The organism is Pseudarthrobacter sp. AG30 (assembly GCF_003116525.1).
GTDB lineage: Bacteria > Actinomycetota > Actinomycetes > Actinomycetales > Micrococcaceae > Arthrobacter.
In genome coordinates, this window is sequence record NZ_QEHL01000001.1 from 141,851 (window position 1) to 155,518 (window position 13,668).

13 protein-coding genes are annotated in these 13,668 nt (G+C 67.9%); 6 read left to right on the forward strand and 7 right to left on the reverse strand.

The features are described 5' to 3' along the window. Positions 1–62 precede the first annotated feature (62 nt). The 3 genes from DC347_RS00680 to DC347_RS00695 all read left to right on the forward strand — a co-directional run bounded on the left by DC347_RS00680 (position 63) and on the right by DC347_RS00695 (position 2,762). The gene (locus DC347_RS00680) at positions 63–1,469 is read left to right on the forward strand and encodes an amidase (protein ID WP_109044077.1); all 1,407 of its coding nucleotides are present in this window, start codon (positions 63–65) and stop codon (positions 1,467–1,469) included. 136 nt (positions 1,470–1,605) lie between these two features. After that, positions 1,606–1,833, forward strand: coding sequence for a hypothetical protein (locus tag DC347_RS00685; RefSeq protein WP_109044078.1), 228 nt, complete (start codon positions 1,606–1,608; stop codon positions 1,831–1,833). 473 nt (positions 1,834–2,306) lie between these two features. After that, entirely contained in the window at positions 2,307–2,762 is a 456-nt protein-coding gene (locus tag DC347_RS00695; protein WP_109044079.1) for a lipopolysaccharide assembly LapA domain-containing protein, read from the forward strand. Between the two features lie 62 nt (positions 2,763–2,824). Here the strand turns inward: DC347_RS00695 and DC347_RS00700 are convergent, their stop codons facing one another. From DC347_RS00700 to DC347_RS00710, 3 genes are read right to left on the reverse strand one after another with little or no spacing between them, the layout of a single operon-like run. Beyond that, positions 2,825–4,351 (reverse strand): carboxyl transferase domain-containing protein, encoded by a 1,527-nt coding sequence (locus DC347_RS00700; protein WP_109044080.1) that lies wholly within the window; start codon positions 4,349–4,351, stop codon positions 2,825–2,827. 1 nt (position 4,352) lies between these two features. Continuing rightward, entirely contained in the window at positions 4,353–5,567 is a 1,215-nt protein-coding gene (locus tag DC347_RS00705) for a CaiB/BaiF CoA-transferase family protein (RefSeq protein ID WP_109044081.1), read from the reverse strand. A gap of 53 nt (positions 5,568–5,620) precedes the next feature. Further along, complete coding sequence (locus tag DC347_RS00710) at positions 5,621–6,988, reverse strand: SLC13 family permease (RefSeq protein ID WP_109044082.1); 1,368 nt, start codon at positions 6,986–6,988, stop codon at positions 5,621–5,623. Between the two features lie 129 nt (positions 6,989–7,117). Here DC347_RS00710 and DC347_RS00715 point away from each other — a divergent pair, with 129 nt between their 5' ends. Further along, positions 7,118–7,816, forward strand: a complete 699-nt coding sequence (locus tag DC347_RS00715) for a FadR/GntR family transcriptional regulator (protein WP_018762683.1) — start codon at positions 7,118–7,120, stop codon at positions 7,814–7,816. Between the two features lie 138 nt (positions 7,817–7,954). Here DC347_RS00715 and DC347_RS00720 read toward each other — a convergent pair whose 3' ends face one another. Both DC347_RS00720 and DC347_RS00725 read right to left on the reverse strand, forming a co-directional pair. Beyond that, positions 7,955–8,458 (reverse strand): DUF4190 domain-containing protein, encoded by a 504-nt coding sequence (locus DC347_RS00720; RefSeq protein ID WP_109044083.1) that lies wholly within the window; start codon positions 8,456–8,458, stop codon positions 7,955–7,957. Positions 8,459–8,492: 34 nt separating this feature from the next. Then, entirely contained in the window at positions 8,493–9,065 is a 573-nt protein-coding gene (locus DC347_RS00725) for a LysE/ArgO family amino acid transporter (RefSeq protein ID WP_109044084.1), read from the reverse strand. Positions 9,066–9,160: 95 nt separating this feature from the next. Between DC347_RS00725 and DC347_RS00730 the strand changes: the two genes are divergently transcribed. After that, positions 9,161–10,084: a LysR family transcriptional regulator ArgP gene (locus DC347_RS00730; protein ID WP_109044085.1), complete on the forward strand. Its 924-nt coding sequence runs from the start codon at positions 9,161–9,163 to the stop codon at positions 10,082–10,084. Here the strand turns inward: DC347_RS00730 and DC347_RS00735 are convergent. Next, positions 10,044–10,955 carry a nuclease-related domain-containing protein gene (locus tag DC347_RS00735; protein WP_109044086.1) on the reverse strand — a complete coding sequence of 304 codons (912 nt, stop codon included), beginning with the start codon at positions 10,953–10,955 and terminating at the stop codon, positions 10,044–10,046. The genes DC347_RS00730 and DC347_RS00735 overlap by 41 nt on opposite strands. A gap of 240 nt (positions 10,956–11,195) precedes the next feature. Here DC347_RS00735 and pgm point away from each other — a divergent pair, with 240 nt between their 5' ends. Next, positions 11,196–12,857, forward strand: coding sequence for a phosphoglucomutase (alpha-D-glucose-1,6-bisphosphate-dependent) (gene pgm, locus DC347_RS00740; RefSeq protein WP_109044087.1), 1,662 nt, complete (start codon positions 11,196–11,198; stop codon positions 12,855–12,857). Positions 12,858–12,941: 84 nt separating this feature from the next. Here the strand turns inward: pgm and DC347_RS00745 are convergent, their stop codons facing one another. Continuing rightward, complete coding sequence (locus tag DC347_RS00745) at positions 12,942–13,547, reverse strand: malonic semialdehyde reductase (RefSeq protein ID WP_109044088.1); 606 nt, start codon at positions 13,545–13,547, stop codon at positions 12,942–12,944. Positions 13,548–13,668: the final 121 nt, after the last annotated feature.

Consider the following 13,668-nt stretch of genomic DNA (forward strand, 5'->3'; position numbering starts at 1 on the left):
CGGCCGGTATCCCGGCGGGTATGCCGGACCCTCCACGGCCAAGGAGCCGGAGGGCCGGGTCCTTGGCTGAACTCGACGAACTCCCCGCGCTGAACCTGCGGGACCTCCTGCGCGGCGGGACGGTGTCCGCTGCTGAGGCCACCGCACATTTCCTGGGGCGGATCAGCCGGCAGAACCCGCTGCTGGGAGCCTTCATCACCGTTACCGCGGATCAGGCCATGGACCGGGCCCGGGCGGCTGATGACCTGCATGCCCATACCGACGCCGACGACTTGCCGCTGCTGCACGGCATGCCACTGGGTTTCAAGGACCTGACCGATGTGGCGGGCGTGGTGACCACCCACGGAAGCGCCGCCGTCGAACATAAACCGGCTCCCGCGGACGCTCCCCTGGTGGCTCGCCTCACGGAGGCCGGCGCGGTTTCCCTGGGCAAGACCCAAGTACCCGAATTTGGCCTGACGGCCTACAGCGAAAACCGCATCGCGCCGCCGTCGCGCAATCCTTACGCACCCAGCAGGAGTTCGGGCGGATCCTCCGGCGGCAGCGCTGCCGCCGTGGCGGCGGGATTGCTGCCATTCGCGCCGGGGACCGACGGCGGTGGTTCAGTCAGGATTCCGGCAGCCGCCTGCGGCCTGGTGGGGCTGAAGCCGGGCCGTGGCCTGGTGGCTGCCGGGGAAAGCAGCGGTGACCCGGCCCGGCTGGTTGTCCCGGGCCCCCTTGCCCGGACCGCCAAGGATGCCGCCCTGATGCTGGACGCCATGGCACCGGGGAACGGATACCTCGCGGGCATAGGCCAGGAGCCGCCGCCGTTGAGGATCGGCGTCACGCTGGAGAGCCCTTGGTCCGGCACCTTCCCCTTCAGTATCGAACCCGAAGCACTCGATGCCCTCCGGGCAGGCGAAAGGCTCCTGGAACACGCCGGCCATACCCTGGCCGAAGCTGCCGTGCGGTACGACAACCGCTATCCCGATGCCTTCACCACCGCCTGGACGGCAGGAGTGGGTTCTGCACGGATCAGCCCGTCCCGCGAAGCGCTGCTGGCGCCGTTGACCCGGACCTTCCGGCGTCGGGCCCAACAACGCAGCCCGGCGAAGCTCGCCGAAGCCCTGGCGTTCCTGCGGCAGTTCCAGCACGACACCGTGGCGCAGTACGGCCAGTGGGACCTGATGATGATGCCCGCGCTGGCGCAGACACCCCGCCCCGTGGGCTGGTTCACCGGGACAGGCCACGGCGGCGGACGCTGGCCGGCCGTGCAATGGCCAGGAGATGCGGACGGCGACTACCGGAAGCAGTGCGAATATGCGCCGTGGTCCTCGATGGTGAACGTATGCGGATTGCCGGCCATAACGCTCCCTGTCCACTGGACTGGTGGATCCGCCGGAAGCGGACTCCCAATGGGCGTCCAACTGGTGGGTCCCATGGGCTCGGAAGCCCTCCTGCTGCAGGTGGCGCACCAACTGGGTTTCTAGGCGCCGCGGCGGTGTGGTGTTGTTGACCTGAACCTAACGCCCGCTTAACCCGGCGGTAACCCCGGCGGCGCAGACTGGAAAAACCACCTTTCGCACCCTCCGTACGCCTTTCCGCCCAATGAGGAGCTGCACCACCATGAATGCTGAACAGCACGCCACCGGCGCCGGCCCCACAGGAACTGCTGACGACGGGCGGCCGGACCTGAGCAACTCCAACGTCAGGGAGGACCTGGCCATGGCCGGCCGCTGCGGCCTGGTGCACCTGCCGACGGGCCGGGCCTGCCTCCTTCCGCTGCGCCACGGCGGCCCCTGCGAGTTCCACCGCCCGCAGGAGGCGCAGGATGTGGTGACCGGCGGCCGCTGACAGGCGCCGGCCACCACAGTATCGACTCCGGCAACAAACAGGAGGACCATTAAAGGGCAGTCACCATGAGGAGGTCTGTGATGTGCTATTCATCAAGCAAGGACTTCGGGTGGGACGCCAGGAAAGAAACCAGGCGCCGGCCTGAAGAGCGGCCTGAGACCCACGAAACTCCGAAGCCGGCCAAGGCACCGGAATTCACGTTCTGGGCCTTTCCGAAGTGGCGCAGGTCGCCTGTGCCGGGGACTCCCTCCGCCGAACGGAGCAAGGAAAGGGTCTGACGCCCGGCCCTACACGGCCCGGGGCAGTAGTCCAAGGAGGGGTTCCCGTCGGGGCCCCTCCTTCCCCAGGGCTCCCAATCCAGCCTGCCTTTCATGCAGCAGTAGACGCGCGCGGCGCGCTCGTTGTGCTGCGGCAACCCAGGCGTCTATGGTTGCACCATAAGCATGCTTAGCATTCTGCGAAAGGACACGGGCATGAGCGAAGGACCGAACAGCCAGCCGGACCCGGACGTCAGCGTCACGCCGTCGGCCGCGGACCGGGCGGCAGGCGGCCGGGACGCAACCTACGGTGGCGCGCCGTCCTACGCCCCGGATGCCCCGGATACACCCGCGGTTCCAGCACCATCAGCGGGCACGGAAAAAGCCGCAGCGGGTGGCCGCACACCCGAAAGCAAAGTTACCCGCGCCGGCGTCATCTGGGCTGGCGTTGTCGCCTCACTGATCCTGTTGATCCTGCTGATCATCTTCATCCTGCAGAACCAGGAACAGGCCATGGTGCAGTTCCTGGGTTTTGAGGGGTCTGTCCCGCTGGGCATGGCACTCTTCATTGCCGCCGTCACCGGCGGGGTCCTGGTGGCTGTGGCAGGTGGGGCGCGCATCCTGCAACTGCGCGCCACAGCCCACCGCGCCAAGGTCCGTCAACGCCGCTAGGGCAAGCGACGGCCGGAGCCGCCGGAGCGAATCCGCCGGCGGCTCCCCGGCCGTGCGTTGCGTCAGTTGCCGCCCAGGTTCCGGTACTTCCGGAACCGCGCCCCCACCAGCCCGGCCACGGGGATGTCGGCAACGGATGCAAGTTCGTATTCGATGGCACGGGCCATCCGGGCACAGAATTCGCGCGGCTCCAGGGACGCGTCGTCGCGCTCGTCCACAATGTGGTCCACCAGTCCGTTCGCATACAGCGCCGCCACATTGACGCCCTGCGCCTGTGCCATCGCGGGCGCGAAGGCCGCGATGCGGTGCACGATCGCACTGGCGCCCTCGGGCGGCAGCGGCGACAGCCAGCTGTGCTGCGCGGCGATGGTCCTGTCCGCGGGCAGCAGTGCCAGCGCCCCTCCCCCGGCACCCTGGCCAAGCAGCACCGAGACGGACGGCGATTCCAGGCCAATCAGTTCGTACAAAGAGCGTGCGATCTCGCCGGCGAGGCCGCCTTCTTCCGCCTCCTGGGAGAGCGCGGCGCCTGCGGTGTCGATGACCGTGAGCAGGGGGAGCCGCAGTTCTTCGGCCAGCTTCATGCCGCGGCGCGCTTCCCGCAATGACCCGGGCCCCATACCGGCGGCGTCCTTGCGCAGCGGGCGGGCATGGCCGAGCACAATGCAGGACCGGCTGCCGAACCGGGCCAGCGCCAGCAGCAACCCGGGGTCCTTTTCCCCCTGTCCCGTCCCGTTCAGCGGCAGGGCGTCGCTGGCGCCGAACTTGAGGAGCTGGCGCAGGTCCGGCCGCCGCGGCCGGCGCGAAATCCCGATCGACGTCCAGGCGTCCACGGGGGCCGGCCGCACGGCCAAAGTGGCCGGTGCGGCGGGCCGGACCACCGTCCCTGACGCCGCCTCCCGCCGGGGCGCCAGGATGTCCAGCGCCCGGGCCACCAGTTCCGCGAGCTCTTCGGGCTTCACGACGCCGTCGATGAGCCCCTTGTTGAACAGGTTTTCCGCCACCTGCACGTTGTCCGGGAAGGACTCCCCATGCAGTGCTTCGAACACCCGGGGGCCCAGGAATCCCAGCAGGGCGCCCGGTTCGGCAACATTGATGTGGCCCAGCGACCCCCAGGATGCCATCACGCCGCCGGTGGTGGGGTGCCGGAGGTAGACCAGGTAGGGCAGGCCGGCCTGGCGGTGCGCCCGGACAGCTCCGGTGATTTTGACCATGGACAGGAACGCCGGCGTCCCCTCCTGCATCCGGGTTCCCCCGGAGGCCGGGCCCGCCAGCAGCGGCAGTCCCTCCGAGGTGGCCCGTTCGACGGCGGCAACGATCCGCTGTGCCGCGGCGTGGCCGATGGAGCCGGCAAGGAAAGAAAACTCGCTGACGATCAGCGCCACCCGGCGCCCCCGGATCAGCCCGGTGCCGGTGAGCACCGATTCGTCGGCTCCGCTGCGTTCGCGGGCTTTGGCCAGGTCACGGGCATACTCTTCGGACAGCGCCGGCTGGTGCGGCGGCGTATCCCAGGAGACAAACGAATCCTGGTCCACCACGGCGTCGATCAGTTCGGCGGCGCGCAGGTGCCGCACTTTTTCGGTGGTTGGCATGCTAGTTCACCCCGGCCGCCACGGGAGCCGGCAAACCGAGCCATGCGCGGATGGCAGGACCGTCCGCGTCCAGCAGCGGCGGCGCGGCGTGGTCCTTCAAGGTGGTTTCGGCTGTGTCCCCCTGTTCGAAGAACCGCAGCGGGGGCCCGGGGAGGCTGACGGTTCCGAGCAGCGGATGCTCCACGTCCACCACGAGCCCTTGGGAGGCCACCTGCTCCCACGCGTACACCTCGTCCAGGGAGCGCACCTTCCCTGCCGGGATCCCGGCGTCGTTCAGTTTCTCCAGCAGTTCCGCCGCGCCGTAGCCGGCGAAAGCGCGTTCGACGGCGGCAATTACCCCGGCGCGGTTCCGCACCCGTTCGGCGTTGCTGGCGAATCCGGGCGCGGCCGGCTCCAGGCCGAAGGCCGAAGCAAATGACTGCCAGAGCTTCTCGCTGCCGACGCTGATCTGCACGCTGCCGTCCTTGCAGGTGAACAGCCCGTAGGGGGCGATGGACGGGTGGTGGTTGCCCTGTGCCTGCGGAACCTCGCCGGCCACGGTGGTCCGGGTGCCCTGGAAGGCGTGGACGCCGATCAGTGACGCCAACAGGGAGGTGCGCACCACCTGGCCGCGGCCGGTGCGGTTCCGTTCCACCAGCGCCGCCAGCACGCCAAAGGCTCCGTTCATGCCGGAAAGGAGGTCTGCGATGGGGACGCCGACGCGCTGCGGGTCTTCGGGCCCGGAGCCGGTGAGTGACATGAGTCCGGCCTCGCCCTGCAGGATCTGGTCGTAGCCGCTGCGCCGGGATTCGGGCCCGTCATGGCCGAAGCCCGTGATGGACAGGATGACCAGCCGGGGGTTGAGCGCATGGATGGCGGCCGTGGAGAAGCCCAGCCGGTCCATCACGCCGGGACGGAAGTTCTCGATGACCACGTCCGCACGCTCCAGCAACCCGCGCAGCACTGCCTGCCCGTCCTGGCTCTTCAGGTCCAGGCTGATGGATTCCTTGTTGCGGTTGCAGGACATGAAATAGGTGGACTGCAGGTCATCTTCCGGGCCCACGAAGGGCGGCCCCCAGCCGCGGGTGTCATCCCCGGTGCCGGGGTTTTCCACCTTGATCACGCGGGCGCCGAGGTCCGCCAGCATCATGCCGGCGTGGGGCCCCGCCAGTGCACGGCTCAGGTCGACGACGGTGTGCCCCGCCAGGGGGCCTCGGGAATTTTCGGCTGAGCTCATGTGCTTGGGTTTCCTTTCTCAAGTGCGGGCGGCGTGGCGGGCGGCTGCGCCGGCTAGAGCCAGCCGGGGACCACCAGCGCCAGCCAGGCCAGGATGGGTCCGGCCACGATCACGATGCCGCTGTAGCCGAGGATCTTCTTGTAGAACCGGTCCTTGTCCACGCCCTCCGGGGCATTGGCCAGGACCAGGGCACCGTTGGTGGAGAACGGGGAGACGTCCACGATCGTGGCTGAGACCGCGAGCGCGCAGATGACGCCGACGGCGCCGATCTCACCGGTGGAGAGGAAGGGCACGGCCAGCGGGATGAGCGCGGCCAGGATGGCGGTGGAGGAGGCGAAGGCGGACACGATGGCGCCAATGAAGCAGATGATGAGGGCCGCCAGCAGCGGCATTCCCATGCCGGCCACGCCGCCGGAGACGAATTCGATGGTGCCCGCTTCTTCCAGGACGCCAACGAAAGTCAGCATGCCGCAGATGAGCAGCACGGTGGACCAGCTGATCTTGTTGATGGCACCCTTCTGGGCCGCCGGCGAGACCAGCGCAAGGACGATCGCGATGGTGATGGACACGAAGCCGACGTCCATCTTGAACCCGAGGGCCACGACGGCCAGCACGACCAGGCCCGCAATGGTGACCAGTTGCGGAATCCGCTCCTTGCGCTCCTTGGTGGCGGCAACGCCGTCGCCTGCCGGGTCGCGGGGGCCGTACATGCCGGAGCCGAAGCCTTTGAACGGAACATCGGTGCCGGCTTTGGCGCCGACGCTGACTGCCATCCGCGCCTCGGCAGCCTGCTCCACGAACTGACCCACCTTGGAGGACATGAGGTTCCTGCCGCCCAGGACCACAAAGAGGACCAGGGAGATGACCAGGTTGAAGATGAAGCTGGAGAGGAAGAGTGCTGCCGGGCTGAAGGCGAGATCGGTCTTGGCGATGATGCCGTTGACGGTGACGCCGTAGACGGCGATGGGCGAGAAGCCGCCGGCCTGGGCACCGTGGATCACCATCATGCCCATCAGCAACGGGCTGATCTTGTATTTTCCGGCGAAGCTGAGGGCAATCGGGGCAATGATGGCGACGGCGGCGGGAGACAGCGCACCCACGGCCGTGATGACGGCGGTGATGGCGAACATGACCCAGGGGATCAGGGCAACGCGGCTGCCCACGAGTTTGACGGCGCCCCGGACCAGGAGGTCGATGGTGCCGTTGTTTTGCGCGATGGCGAACAGGTAGGTGACTCCGACGATCGTCAGGAAGAGGCCACCGGGGAAGTTGGCAAGGATGTCATTGGTGGACATGCCCAGCACCAGTGAGCCAAGCAGGAAGGTGCCCACGAAGGCGAGGGCACCCATGTTGAGGGGCAGGATGGTGGCGAGCAGGAACATCGCCGCCAGGATGATGATCGATAAGACAGGAGCGGACATCGTTGGTCCTCCATTGGAACGAAAGAGTGTGACGTGAGTTACTGGCTCACTGGACTAGCCTCTTAGACAGTGAGTCTATCTGTCAATAGATGTAGGGGGTATTCTGGTCCGAGAACCTCGGGAGGAACTGTGGAAAAGACGGCACGGGCAGGCCTGGAGCGGGTCTCGCGTCCCCGGCTCTATGAGCAGCTGGTGGAGCAGATCCTCGCCTACATCGAGTCGGCCCAGCTCCGCCCCGGGGACCTGCTGCCTGCCGAACGCGACCTTGCCGAGCGGCTGGGAGTTTCCCGCGCCACCCTGGCCCAGGCCCTCGTGGCCCTCGAAGTGCTGGGCGTGATCGACGTGCAGCACGGCACAGGGGCAGTCCTGGCACGGCGTCCCAGCGTGGCATCCGTCATTAAGGGCCTCCGCGAGCACCAAAGCCGGCTGCCGGAGATCGTCGAAGCCCGCAGCACCCTGGAAGGGAAGCTCGCGGCACTGGCCGCCGAACGCCGGACCGGAGACGACCTCGCCGCCATCGACAACGCCCTGGACGTCATGGCACGGGAGATCAACGACGGCGATCGAGGCACCCATGGTGATGAGCTCTTCCACCAGGCCATAACCGCGGCGGCGCACTCCTCCGTGCTGGCGCAGCTGATGGCCTTCATCGCCGAGATGATCCTGGAAACCCGGATGGAATCGCTGGGCCAGCCCGGGCGTCCGGAACAGTCACTGGCGTCACACCGCCGGATCGCCGACGCCATCCGCGCGCAGGATCCGGCCGCAGCAACGGAGGCCATGCTGGCGCACATCGACCTCGTCTCGGACGTGGAACTGCTCCGCTAGCGGCACGACCGCGGGTTCGCAGCGGCAGCATCCCCGTCGCATGGACCAGTCCCCCTGCCATGCGCAGGGGAGCAGTCCATCCGGAGGGGACTTTGCTCGGGGCCGACCCTTAACCGCCGCGCGGCGGGGGCAGGGCGCCTAGAACGTCCCGGAATTCGAACCCGTGGTGCTGGCGACGGTGAGGCCGATGATGAGCAGCAACCACAGGGCGCCGTAGCCCAGCAGGCACAGGTAACCCAGTACCAGGCCTGAGATGGACATCCCCTTGCCGGACGGCTCGCGCCTGAGGGCGAGGTGGCCGGTAATGATGGCTGCCAGCTGGGGAAGGAGCAACCAGCCCATGATGACCGAGGCGATGCCGCAGACCATGCTGGCGATGCTCAGGGTCTTTGGCTCGGCCGGCCTGCCGTAGTAGGCCGGCTGGCCGAAGTATTGCCCCTGGCCGTACTGGGACTGATTGAACTGGCCCTGGTTGTAGCTTGGGCCGTACTGGGGCTGCCCATATTGGCCGTGTCCGTACTGCGCCTGGCCGTACGGCGTCTGGCCGTATTGGGCCGGCGGTTGGTAGCTGGGCCACGGCGCATCGTTGCCCTGGCGGTCGGGACGCTGGTAGTCGGGCCCCTGGGACGGCTGGTCAGTCATGGTTTCTCCCCTGCGGATCTGGCTCCAGCCTACTTCAGTGCAGGACCAGGCGGACGGCCAGCACCAGCATCAAAACACCGATGCCGGCATCGATCCAGCGCCAGGTGCGCGGGCTGCCCAGGACGCCCGCCAGGGCCCGCGCCCCGTACCCCAACCCTGAGAACCACAGGATGCTTCCGGCCACGGCGCCGGCGGCAAAGATCCAGCGGAGGTCCGGTCCCTGCTGGTTGGCCAAGCTGCCGAGCAGCACCACGGTGTCCAGGTAGACGTGGGGATTCAGGAATGTGAGGGCCGCCGTGGTGGCGAAAACCGAGTGTTTGGACCGGGGCGCCTGCTCCGCCAACACTGAGGGCTTCGCTGCCGCCAGGAAGGACCGGACCGCGAACCACAAAAGGTAGGCGGCCCCTGCCCACCGCAGGACTTCGAGCGCCTCGGGGAAGCGGGTCACCACGGCCCCGATTCCGGCCGTACCGCCCACGATCAGCAGCGCGTCACCGGCCATGCACACCGCCACCACCGCGCCGATGTGTTCGCGGCGGATCCCTTGCCGCAGGACGAAGGCGTTCTGGGCACCGATCGCCACGATGAGCGCCAATCCGGTCAGCATGCCGGTTATCCACGAAGTCCACATGGCTACGACGGTAGGGTCCTATGAGATATGTAGGCAAGTAAAGGATTCTGCGTACGCATTAGAATCTCTTCATGAATCTGGAGCATCTTAAGGCCCTGGTTGCGGTTATCGACGAAGGAACGTTCGAGGCGGCGGCGGACCTCCTGCGCATCACGCCGTCAGCCGTCAGCCAGCGGATCAAGGCCCTCGAGGGATCCGTGGGCCAGGTCCTGGTCCGCCGCCGGTCGCCCTGCACCACCACGGACGCCGGCGCACTGCTGCTGCGCATGGCACGGCAGGTCCAGGTGCTCGAGGCGGAGACATCGGCGGCGCTGGGCGCGGGGCCGCCAGCCCGCGCCCACCTGCCCGTGGCCATCAACGCCGACTCCCTGGCCACCTGGTTTGTCCCCGTCCTCCATCGGGCCGCCGAATGGGAGGACGCCGTGCTGGACCTGCGTGTCGAAGACCAGGGCTACAGCAGCCAGCTGCTCCGCGAAGGAGACGTGATGGGCGCCGTAACCTCTGATCCCGTGCCCGTCAGCGGGTGCCGGGCAGAAATGCTGGGTTCCATGCGGTACATCCCGGTGGCCAGCGCCGGACTGCGGCGCCGGTTTGCGGCGGCCGACAGTGTTGACTGGGCCGCCATGCCCGTCCTGAAATTCAACGCCAAGGACAACCTCCAGCTGCAACTGCTGGCGGCCAAGGGCATTGCGCAGCCTCCCCCCACGCACACCGTGCCGTCATCGGAGGGCTTCTTCGCGGCGGTCAAGGCGGGCCTGGGCTGGGGCATGATCCCCGAGCTCCAGCTCACGGATGGCCTTTCGGACGGCACCCTGGTCCGGCTGGATGACGGCTACCAGGATGTGGCCCTCTACTGGCAGGCCTGGACCCTCGATTCTGACGGCCTCAACCGGATCACCCGCGCGGTACGGACCGCGGCCAAAGACCGGCTGCGGCCCGGCGGCGGAGAGGGTGTCAGCGGGCCAAGTAGGGCAGGAAATAAACGGCAAAAATGACGAAGGCCGCCAGCAGGGCCAACTTCCCGCCGCTGGTGCCGCTCTGCTGCGCTTTGGCTTTCCCGCCGCGCCGGCCGGCCCGGATCCCTGCCGGTGCTCCTGCCCGGGATCCGCCGGCCGGCAGGTTGCGGCCGGCCGGATGCCGCGACATGCTTCCGCTGCGGCCCTTGCCGTCAAGTGGCCTGCTCCCTTCCGCAGCACCCGCGACGGGGCCGCCAGGCGGCAGGGCCCCCGCCGGGCGCACCACGGTTCCGGGGCGGACGTTGCGCAGCGCCGTGATGCCGGGCTCCTGTTCATGCGTGAGCTGCTGGCCCAGTTGCTCGTACAACCCCACCACCGCCTGCGGATCCAGCACCGGCGGAAGCGCCTCAATGGTCCGCACCACCCGGTGGGAACCCGCCACGGCTACATCGGAGGCGGTCACCCCGAAGAGATCCGGCTGGGCCGCCATGCAGATGAGCGGACGCACCAGCCGGCGATGCTGGGGGGCCAGCACCGAGGCGACGGCGGCGCACTGTGCCAGCGCTCCCTCCACGGCCTGGGTCCGCGCGTAGCGGCCCTGCCAGAGCACGCCGGACACTACGCGCACTTCGCCGGACCAATTCTTCGAATCAACCACCACCACCCCGCCGGGGCCCACCAGGACATGGTCAAGGTTGGCCTTGGGCCGGCCCGGCCAGTGGACATCGTGCAGCACGTACCAGCCCCGCGGGACCAGTTCGCTGAGCTTGTCCGCCACCACCCGCTCCCCCAGGGCTCCGGCGTCCCAGGCCTTGGTGGACCGTTCGGCCTCGTCCAGCTGGCGCTTCAGCCTGGCAACACGTTCGGCAGCGAGCCTGGACTGCTCGGCTGCCCCGTCTCCTGCCCCCATTGGACGTCCCCGCTTCCTTGCCGGACGGGACGATCGGCGGGTCCCGCCGTCGTCCGTTGCTTTCGCTTGCGTGCCTGGAATTTTCTTGAAAATAGCAGGGCGCTGAAGGGCCGGTATATAGGTACTTTCACGGCGCTGTACTCAGGTGCACTACTTGGTTGGTGACGTCATTGCGTGTCACAGCGTCCGGATCCTGGGCAATTCGTTTTGACTCCCGCCAGGTTCTGGCATGCTGGTCCCATGGCTAGCCGCGCGGGTACAGTTGCCCAACCCCAGGACCTTGTTGACATCACTGCGCTCCTTGATGCGTATTACGACATCGCGCCGGACCTGGGTGATCCCGGCCAGCGCGTGGTGTTCGGCACCTCCGGACACCGGGGCTCCAGTCTCAAAGCGTCCTTCAATGAGCAGCACATCGTGGCCATCACCCAGGCGATCGTGGAATACCGGACGGCGCAGGGTGTCACCGGCCCACTGTTCCTGGCCAAGGACACCCATGCCCTGAGCGAACCGGCGCAGAACTCCGCCTTGGAGGTGCTGGCCGCCAACGGCGTCCACGTCCTGGTGGACGCCCGCCACGGCTACACCCCCACCCCGGCCTTGAGCCACGCCATCCTCACATACAACCGGAAGGCCGCGCCCGGCGCCCCGCAGGCTGACGGCATTGTGGTGACCCCCAGCCACAACCCGCCGGCCGATGGCGGCTTCAAGTACAACCCGCCGCACGGCGGACCCGCGGACTCGGACGCCACCGGCTGGATTGCCAACCGTGCCAACGAACTGCTGGAGAACGGACTGCGCGGCGTCAAGAGGATCCCGCTGGCCGACGCGCAGGCCGCGGACACTACCGGCAAGTTCGACTTCCTGAGCAGCTACGTGGATGACCTTCCGTCCGTCCTGAACCTGGACGCCATCCGCGAGGCCGGAGTCCGGATCGGCGCCGATCCCATGGGCGGGGCGTCCGTGGACTACTGGGGCGAGATCGCCGAACGGCACCACCTGAACCTCACCGTCGTCAACCCCACCGTGGACCCGCAGTGGGCCTTCATGACCCTGGACTGGGACGAGAAGATCCGGATGGACTGCTCGTCGCCGTCCGCCATGGCCTCCCTGATCAGCCGGATGTCGGTGGGTGCCGACGGGTCCGTGCCCTTCGATGTCGCCACCGGCAACGACGCCGACGCCGACCGCCACGGGATCGTCACCCCCGACGGCGGCCTGATGAACCCGAACCACTACCTCGCGGTCGCCATCGACTACCTCTACCGCAACCGCAGCGGCTGGAACCCCGAATCCGTGGTGGGCAAGACCCTCGTGTCCTCCTCGATCATCGACCGGGTGGCGGAGAGCCTGGGCCGCAAGTTGGTGGAAGTCCCGGTGGGCTTCAAATGGTTTGTCCCCGGTTTGCTCTCCGGTGAAGGCGCGTTCGGCGGCGAGGAATCCGCCGGCGCATCCTTCAACAAAATGGACGGCAGCGTGTGGACCACCGACAAGGACGGAATCCTGCTGGCGCTGCTGGCCTCCGAGATCACCGCCGTGACCGGGAAGTCGCCGTCACAGCTGTACAAGGGGTTGACGGACCAGTTCGGCGCTCCCGTCTACGCCCGCATTGACGCAGCCGCCACGCGTGAGCAGAAGTCCAAGCTGGGGAAGCTCTCCGCCGCTGACGTCACGGCCACCGAACTGGCCGGGGAGGCGATCACCGCCAAGCTCACCGAGGCACCCGGCAACGGCGCTGCCATCGGCGGCCTGAAAGTGGTCACCGAGAACGCCTGGTTCGCTGCCCGCCCGTCCGGCACCGAGGACGTGTACAAGATCTATGCCGAGTCCTTCAAGGGTGAGGAACACCTCAAGCAGGTGCAGGCCGAGGCCAAGGCGCTGGTGGACAGCGTCATCGCCTGACCGGAAGCCCCGCAGCTTAAGCACGAACGCCCCATCACCAAGTGATGGGGCGTTCGTGGTTTAGCCGCGGAACGTGCCGTGGCGTCAGACGGTGCGGACGGCGTCGTCGTAGGAGTACTTGGGCTTCGCCTCGCCCCAGGCTTCCTCGCCGGGCTGGCCGATGTTGACCACCAGGAAGCTCTTCTGGTCACCGGCCGGGAAGAAGGCGGCGTCGATGGCCTTGAAGTCGGCGCCGGTCATCGGTCCTGCGGCGAAACCGAGTGAGCGGACGGCCAGGATGAAGTAGCCGGCCTGCAGGTGGGCGTTGTTGTTGCCCGTCGCGGCGGCGAGCTCGGGATCGGCATCGTACATGGCCTTGGGGGCGTTGTAGCCGGGCAGGAAGCTGTCCCACTTGCCCGCCCAGTCGGTGTCATAGCTAAGGATGGCCACCAGCGGAGCCGACGCGGTCTTGGCCTGGTTGCCGCGGGACAGCGCATCCACCAGGGTGGCGCGGGCTTCGGGCGAGCGGACGTACGTGACGCGCAGCGGCTGGGAGTTGAAGGCGGTGGGCCCGAACTTGGTCAGTTCGTAGATGGCCTGGGCCTGCTCCTCGGTCACCTCGCCGGTGAAGGAGTTGGCGGTGCGGGCCTGGGCAAAGATGGCGTCCACGGCTGCCGAATCGATAACCGCTTCTTCGTGGGCAATGGTCATTCGCTTACCTTTCGCTGCGCCGCCCGCCTGCCGGGGTGGCCTCTGATGCTTTCCATAGTTGCAACTTCAACTGCTTTCCTCCTCTTCCCGTGACGCCGGGTGACCTTGGCCACAGCGGGCC

Bases quoted from the DNA above. Each gene is read 5' to 3' on its own strand.
- pgm (WP_109044087.1), top strand. From the start codon at position 11,196: ATGGCTAGCCGCGCGGGTACAGTTGCCCAACCCCAGGACCTTGTTGAC.
- DC347_RS00720 (WP_109044083.1), bottom strand. From the start codon at position 8,458: ATGACTGACCAGCCGTCCCAGGGGCCCGACTACCAGCGTCCCGACCGC.
- DC347_RS00710 (WP_109044082.1), bottom strand. From the start codon at position 6,988: ATGTCCGCTCCTGTCTTATCGATCATCATCCTGGCGGCGATGTTCCTG.
- DC347_RS00700 (WP_109044080.1), bottom strand. From the start codon at position 4,351: ATGCCAACCACCGAAAAAGTGCGGCACCTGCGCGCCGCCGAACTGATC.
- DC347_RS00725 (WP_109044084.1), bottom strand. From the start codon at position 9,065: ATGCTGACCGGATTGGCGCTCATCGTGGCGATCGGTGCCCAGAACGCC.
- DC347_RS00695 (WP_109044079.1), top strand. From the start codon at position 2,307: ATGAGCGAAGGACCGAACAGCCAGCCGGACCCGGACGTCAGCGTCACG.
- DC347_RS00730 (WP_109044085.1), top strand. From the start codon at position 9,161: ATGAATCTGGAGCATCTTAAGGCCCTGGTTGCGGTTATCGACGAAGGA.
- DC347_RS00745 (WP_109044088.1), bottom strand. From the start codon at position 13,547: ATGACCATTGCCCACGAAGAAGCGGTTATCGATTCGGCAGCCGTGGAC.
- DC347_RS00685 (WP_109044078.1), top strand. From the start codon at position 1,606: ATGAATGCTGAACAGCACGCCACCGGCGCCGGCCCCACAGGAACTGCT.
- DC347_RS00735 (WP_109044086.1), bottom strand. From the start codon at position 10,955: ATGGGGGCAGGAGACGGGGCAGCCGAGCAGTCCAGGCTCGCTGCCGAA.
- DC347_RS00705 (WP_109044081.1), bottom strand. From the start codon at position 5,567: ATGAGCTCAGCCGAAAATTCCCGAGGCCCCCTGGCGGGGCACACCGTC.